Source organism: Streptomyces triticagri (assembly GCF_003429565.1).
Classification (GTDB): domain Bacteria; phylum Actinomycetota; class Actinomycetes; order Streptomycetales; family Streptomycetaceae; genus Streptomyces; species Streptomyces triticagri.
The window spans coordinates 23,895-30,165 of sequence record NZ_QUAK01000225.1; the positions used below are offsets into that span (position 1 = coordinate 23,895).

A 6,271-nucleotide genomic window follows, 5' to 3' on the forward strand; every position below is an offset into this window, starting at 1 on the left:
TAGTTCGGTCGCGGTGGCGCCGGTGTCTCCTCCGGGACGCGGCCGTGGTGACCGGCTTGTCCCGGGACGGGCCGTGGGTGTGGGTGGCACCCGATCCGGCTGTCCGTCCGGTACAGGGTAACCATATGAGCGGTCCCCTGCTCGATGGGGCTGAAAATTGCCCCGATTTTTGTCAACCCGTGCTTCGTCACAGGCTCTCAGCGGCGTCCGGCCCCCGCATGGCGGGCCCACACGGGAAGTCCGTACCAGCAGAGGCCGAACCAGACCACCATCGCGAACACCGCCCAGACGGCCAGCGAGTCGTCGAGGACGACCCGCAGCACCAGGAGCAGCGCACTCGCCATCGTGCAGAGCAGCAGCACCAGGCCGAGCAGCGTCATACGGGAGGCCCAGACGACGGTCTGCGGTTTCAGCCGGCGCCCTGCGACCATTCGGTGGAACGCGACGGGCCCGATGAGCGCCCCCATGGTCGCCGCCCCGAGCATCACAGTGACCACATAGATCGCGCGGTCCGCGTCCGACAGCGCGTCGAAGCGTGGCTGGAACACGACGGTGAGCAGGAAGCCGAACATGATCTGCACGCCGGTCTGCGCCACCCGCAGTTCCTGCAGCAGCTCGCCCCAGCGCCGGTCGGCCCGCTCCTCCGGCGATTCCCTACGGCCGAGCACCCGCCCGTCCGCATCCGGCTCGGGCTCCGTCCCGGGCACCTTCGCACCATCCCTCATACCCTCCACCTTCCACGGGCTCCGGGTATCCCCTCCACTCCAATCCATTCCCCGGCACGCCACCTCAGCCCGTCCGGCGCTCCCCTCCAGCCCGTCCGGCGTTTGAGGACATCTTTTCCAGCCCGCCCGGCGCTTGAGGACATCCTTCACGCCCCGCACGGCGCAGCCGCACCGCACCCGTTCAACTCCCGTTGTCCAAACCGACAAAACCCCATGGTGTGCTACGCACACACGAGGCAGGAAGGGAGCACCCCGCACATGCACCCACCCAGCATCGACGACCTCATGCACCTGCTGTACGCATCCCAGGAATTCCCGGCCGCCAAGGCCGGAGGGGCCGAAGACGCGTCCGCCCTCGACCACGCCCTGCGCACCGCAGCCCTCCTACGCCGCTCGCACCCGAGCGACAAGGAGCTCCAGACCGCAGGCCTGGTCCACCGCATCGGCGCGCCCCTGCGCCCGGGCGAGCCCGCCGCCCACATTGCCGCACGCGGAGCCGAAACCGTACGCCCCCTCCTCGGACGACGCGTCACGCGCCTCGTACTGCTCCAGGAGCCGACCACGGACACCGACTTCGACCAGGCCCCCTACGCAGAGGACGCCCTCACCCTTCGGCACGCCGCCGCCGCGGCCACCCTCGACGGACTCGGCGTCGGTGTCCTGGAGGACTGGCGTCCGGTACTGGAAATCGTCGCGGCGGCGGCCAGGGTCCGCGTATGACCGGGAACGGCCGCCCCGGCCAACCGCACGCCGCGGCCTACCAGTTGGCCGGCGCGTAGTCCTTGAGGAACACCCCGTACAGGTCCTCACCGGCCTCGCCGCGCACCACCGGGTCGTAGACCCTGGCCGCTCCGTCGATCAGGTCGAGCGGGGCGTGGAAACCCTCGTCGGCCAGGCGGAGCTTGTCGTAGTGCGGGCGCTCGTCGGTGATCCAGCCGGTGTCGACCGAGGTCATCAGGATGCCGTCGGTGCGGAACATCTCCTGGCCGCTGGTGCGCGTCACCATGTTCACCGCGGCCTTCGCCGCATTGGTGTTGGGGTGTCCCGCGCCCTTGTAGCCGCGGCTGAAGACGCCCTCCATCGCGGAGACGTTGACCACGTACGCACGCCCGCTCGCCGCCTGCCGCGCGGCCGCCGCCATCGCCGGGCGCAGCTTGCTGATGAGGACGAACGGCGCGGTGTAGTTGCAGAGTTGGGTCTCGAGCAGCTCCACGGGGGAGATCTGCTCGATGGTCTGCACCCAGGTGTTGGAGTCGACCACGTCGGGGACGAGGCCGCCCGCGTCGATCGCGGTGCCCTCGCGGTGCCGTACGACGCTTGCGTTGCCCGCGACCAGGGCGAGATCGGCGACCTCCTGCGCGTCCATCCCGGAGATGCCCGCCGGCAGCGCGGCCAGTCCGTCCACCGCACCGGAGTTGAAGGCGCCGATGACGTGGTGGGCGGGCAGCTCCCCGGCGGGCAGCGGGGCCGTTTCGCCGTCGACCAGGGCGGCGTACGCCGAGGGCAGCCGGCGCACCGTCTGCGTGGCGTTGTTGATCAGAATGTCCAGCGGGCCGGCCTCGGCGACCTGATCGGCGAGCGCGACGGCCTGCGCCGGGTCGCGCAGGTCGATGCCGACGACCTCGAGGCGGTGCATCCAGTCCGCCGAGTCGTCCATCGCCTTGAAGCGGCGGATCGCGTCCTTGGGGAATCGCGTGGTGATCGTCGTGTGTGCACCGTCGCGAAGCAGCCGCAGCGCGATGTACATGCCGATCTTGGCGCGGCCGCCGGTGAGCAGCGCCCGCTTGCCGGTGAGGTCGGCGCGGGCGTCCCGCTTCGCCCGGTTCTCCGCCGCGCACTTCTGGCAGAGCTGGTGGTAGAAGGCGTCGACCTCGACGTACCGCGTCTTGCAGACGTAGCAGGAGCGGGGGCGCTGGAGTATCCCGGCGATCTCGCCGGCCGCGGAGGAGGACGGCAGCAGGCCCTGGGTCTCGTCGTCGATGCGCTCGGCGGAGCCGGTGGCCGTGGCGTGGGTCACGGAGCGGTCGTGGGCGGTCTTGGCGGCGCGGCGCTCCTGGCGCCGGCGCTGCTTGACCGTGCGGTAGATCCCCGCCGTGGCCCGGCGCACCTTGATCGCATCCGGGTGGTCCACCTCGAGCTTGTCGAGTTCGTCGAGCACGGACAGGCAGACGGCGAGCCGCTCCGGGTCGATGCCGGGGCCGAACTCCTCGGCGCCGAGGGCCTGTTCGGCGCCGGACGCGGGCTCGGGAACACCCGGGCCGTCCGCCCCTGCTGCAGGGTCGAGCCCCTGGCCTTCCGCTGTCACCGTCATCGCCGTTCGTCCTCGTGCTCACTCGGGCCCGGTCGCGGCCTGCGCGCGCACGGGGTCATGGAGTATCCAAGGAGGAAACTTTACGTAGGCACGCGTGTTCTCTCCAAACCGCTCGGTCCCGGTGCGAAGCCGCACGCGACGCTCGACGCCTTGATCACTTCCGGGGCCCGTCCATCGGTACGTACTCGTGACTTACTCGCGAGTAAGATGGCGCCGTCGTTCCGCCCAGCCCGCCGTACTCCGGAGGCCTCCTTGCGTCGCGTGTCTTCCCCTCAGCTCCTCGCCGGTCTGCTCGCCGGAGCGGGGGCGGCCCACTTCCTGATGCCCGAGCCGTTCGACTCCATCGTGCCGCGCGCCCTGCCCGGCTCGCCCCGGACCTGGACCAGGGTCAGCGGCGCGGCCGAGCTGGCCCTCGCCGCGGGCATCGCGCTGCCGCGGACCCGGGCACGAGCCGCCTGCGCCGCGGCCGCCTTCTTCGTCGCCGTCGTCCCGGCCAACGCCCAGATGGCAGCCGACTGGCGTGACCGCCCCGCACCGCTGCGCCGGGCGGCCCAGGCCCGAGTACCCCTCCAGATCCCCCTCGTCCTCTGGGCCCGCAAGGTGGCACGCGACGCCGCCGCCTGACGGGCACGACAAGCCCTGAGCCTCCCGGCCCGATTCCCCGGACCGGGAGGCTCGTCAGCGCATCGAATCCCGTCGGAATCCCGTCGGACGGAAGACGCCTCAGTCCAGGGCCGGCGGCGCCGCCTCCGGAGATGTGCCCCAGTCGGAGGGCTCGTCACCGACGGTGAAGGACAGCGAGCGGGCCCCGCGGATGTCCTCGGTCGTCAGGTACGTGTGCTCCTGCGCGGCCCCGTCGAGCGTCGCCGACTGGATGTAGCGGTCGGAGTCGGAGGTGCCCTCGGCGGTGATGCTCAGCGAACCCTTCGGGTAGTACCGCCGGTCCAGATCGATGTCGACCCGGTCGAAGAGCGGCGTGGACAGGCCCCAGGTGTCGGTGCCCGGCTGCACCGGGAAGATCCCGATCGACGACAGCACGTTCCAGGCGGACATGGTGCCGAGGTCGTCGTTGCCGGTCATGCCGGTCGGCCCGTCGGTGAACAGGGTCAGCGCCGCGTGCACGACGTCCGTCGACTTCCACGGCTGCCCGGTGGACAGATACGTGTACGGGGCGATCAGGTCGGGCTCGTTCTGCGGGTTGTACTTGTCCGCGTTGTAGTAGTCGTACGGGCCGTTGACCCAGACCTCGCGGGCCGTCTTCTCCGGGTCCTCGAGCAGCTGCTCGTAGGCGAAGAAGGAGTCGAGCCGCTCGTTGGTGGCGTCCTTGCCGCCGATCAGGTCGATCATCCCGGGCAGGTCCTGCGGGACCAGCCACTGGTACTGCCACGACGTGCCCTCGTGGAAGCCCTCCGACTCGGCCGGGTCGGCCGGCCCGGTGAAGGCGCCCTTCTCGTCCTTGGCGCGGAAGAATCCGGTCGACTCGTCGAAGATGGTCCGGTAGTTCTGCGCGCGCTTGCGGTAGCGGGCGGCGTCCTCGTCGTGGCCGAGGTCCTCGGCCATCTCGGCGAGCATCGCGTCGGAGAGCGCGTACTCCAGGGTCGCGGAGGCGCCGTGGTCGTAGTCGGAGTCGCCGGGCTTGGCGTGCTCGCGGTCCTTGATGTACGGGGCGAAGCCGTCCTTCAGGTACTCCTCGTTGGCCTCGCGGCCGACCGCCGGGTGCTCGGTGGGCGGCACCGAGTCGGCGTTCTTCTTCAGCGCGCGGTACGCCTCCTCCTCGTACCCCTCGAGCAGGCCCTGCTTGTAGGCGTTGGTGAGGAACGGGGTGACCGGGTCGCCGGTCATGATGTTCGTCTCGACCGTGCCGTACGCCCACTTCGGCAGCCAGCCTCCCTCCTCCTCGATCTTGAGGACGGAGCGGGCCATGTCGCGGGACTCCTGCGGGGCGAGCAGGGCGAGCAGTTGGGCCTGGGTGCGGTACGTGTCCCACAGGGACCAGTTCTGGTAGTACGTGAAGCCCTTGGCCCGGTGGATCTTCTGGTCGTGGCCGGTGTAGCGGCCGTCCACGTCACTGCCCACGTTCGGCGCCAGGAAGGACCGGTACAGCGAGGAGTAGAAGGTGCGCCGCTGCTCCTCGGTGCCGCCCTGCGCCTGTACGTCGCCCAGGCGCTTCTCCCACACCCGGTCCGCGGCCTTGGCGGTGCGGTCGAAGCCGTGGCCACCCTCGGCGCGCAGATTGCGGGCCGCTCCGTCCGCGTCCACGTAGCTGATCGCCGTGGTGGCCTCGACGGTGCGGTCCTTCGAAGTGTCGAAGCGGGCCCAGGCGCCGTTGCGGCCCGAGCCGGTGGACTTCTTCGAGCCCTCGGTCACCTCGTCGCCCTTCCAGGTGCCGGAGGTCTCGAAGGGCCGGTCGAAGCGGGTGATCGTGTGGATCGTGTACGGCTCGGTGTCCTGGCAGAAGCCGCTGCCGGTGATGGACGTACGGATCGTCCGGCTGTCGAGCACCTCGACCGTGGTGGACTCCGTCTTGTGCAGCGACTGGCCGGAGTTGAGCAGCACATTGGCCTTGTCGGTGGCGGGGAACGTGTAGCGCTGCACCCCGGTCCGCTTGGTGGCCGTCAGTTCGGCGGTGATCCCGGACTCGAGGCCTGCCTTGTAGTAGCCGGGCCGGGCGCTCTCGTCGTCGTGGCTGAACTTCGCCGCGTACTTCTCGTAGTCGGTCTCCGTGATGTCACCCGTGGTGGGCAGCGTCGGCAGATCGCCGCCGAGACCGCAGCCGACGCCGGAGATGTGCACACTGCTGAAGCCGCGGATCCGGTCGTCCTCGTAGTCGTAACCCGTGGTGTGGCCGGTGTCGGGCGAGAGCTGCACCATGCCGAACGGCACCGCGGCGCCGGGGTAGGTGTTGCCCTCGTTCTGGGTGCCGATGAACGGGTTGACGAGGTCGGTGAGCCGCTCGTCGGCGGGCTTCGCCTGCGCGGACGGCACCGCGAGGAAGCCTCCGAGGAGCGCGGCCGCGCCGAGCAGCGCTCCCGTGGTGCGCGCCCGAGCGCGCCTGGGCCAAGACATGGGGATGGTCCTCCCGGAGGTCTTCGGACAACGTTGTCAGACGGCGCGGTCATTCTTCGGCCCGTGCGCAACTCCCGTCAAGGGGTGGGACGGTGGCGGCGCCCGCACACGGACGCTGCCCCCGGCCCTCGCGCCTCGCCCCACATACGACGGAGGGGCCGGCCGCCCG

The 6,271-nt window shown here is 70.6% G+C and carries 5 protein-coding genes; 2 read left to right on the plus strand and 3 right to left on the minus strand.

Annotation, left to right across the window (positions count from 1 at the left end):
* Positions 1-197: 197 nt before the first annotated feature.
* A complete protein-coding gene (locus DY218_RS30015; protein ID WP_233521965.1) occupies positions 198-725 on the minus strand; it encodes a DUF6328 family protein in 528 nt (175 codons plus the stop codon).
* A 258-nt stretch (positions 726-983) separates the two neighbouring features.
* Here DY218_RS30015 and DY218_RS30020 point away from each other — a divergent pair, with 258 nt between their 5' ends.
* Positions 984-1,445 (plus strand): hypothetical protein, encoded by a 462-nt coding sequence (locus tag DY218_RS30020; RefSeq protein WP_128559318.1) that lies wholly within the window; start codon positions 984-986, stop codon positions 1,443-1,445.
* Positions 1,446-1,482: 37 nt separating this feature from the next.
* On the opposite strand, the gene DY218_RS30025 is transcribed toward DY218_RS30020, so the two are convergent.
* Complete coding sequence (locus DY218_RS30025; protein WP_233521966.1) at positions 1,483-3,036, minus strand: SDR family NAD(P)-dependent oxidoreductase; 1,554 nt, start codon at positions 3,034-3,036, stop codon at positions 1,483-1,485.
* Between the two features lie 207 nt (positions 3,037-3,243).
* Here DY218_RS30025 and DY218_RS30030 point away from each other — a divergent pair, with 207 nt between their 5' ends.
* Entirely contained in the window at positions 3,244-3,660 is a 417-nt protein-coding gene (locus DY218_RS30030; protein ID WP_199566897.1) for a DoxX family protein, read from the plus strand.
* Between the two features lie 99 nt (positions 3,661-3,759).
* Here the strand turns inward: DY218_RS30030 and DY218_RS30035 are convergent, their stop codons facing one another.
* Positions 3,760-6,102, minus strand: coding sequence for a GH92 family glycosyl hydrolase (locus DY218_RS30035; RefSeq protein ID WP_128559320.1), 2,343 nt, complete (start codon positions 6,100-6,102; stop codon positions 3,760-3,762).
* Positions 6,103-6,271: the final 169 nt, after the last annotated feature.

Coding starts and splice junctions, on each gene's coding strand:
- DY218_RS30025 (WP_233521966.1), bottom strand. CDS start 3,036: ATGACGGTGACAGCGGAAGGCCAGGGGCTCGACCCTGCAGCAGGGGCG.
- DY218_RS30015 (WP_233521965.1), bottom strand. CDS start 725: ATGAGGGATGGTGCGAAGGTGCCCGGGACGGAGCCCGAGCCGGATGCG.
- DY218_RS30020 (WP_128559318.1), top strand. CDS start 984: ATGCACCCACCCAGCATCGACGACCTCATGCACCTGCTGTACGCATCC.
- DY218_RS30030 (WP_199566897.1), top strand. CDS start 3,244: ATGGCGCCGTCGTTCCGCCCAGCCCGCCGTACTCCGGAGGCCTCCTTG.
- DY218_RS30035 (WP_128559320.1), bottom strand. CDS start 6,102: ATGTCTTGGCCCAGGCGCGCTCGGGCGCGCACCACGGGAGCGCTGCTC.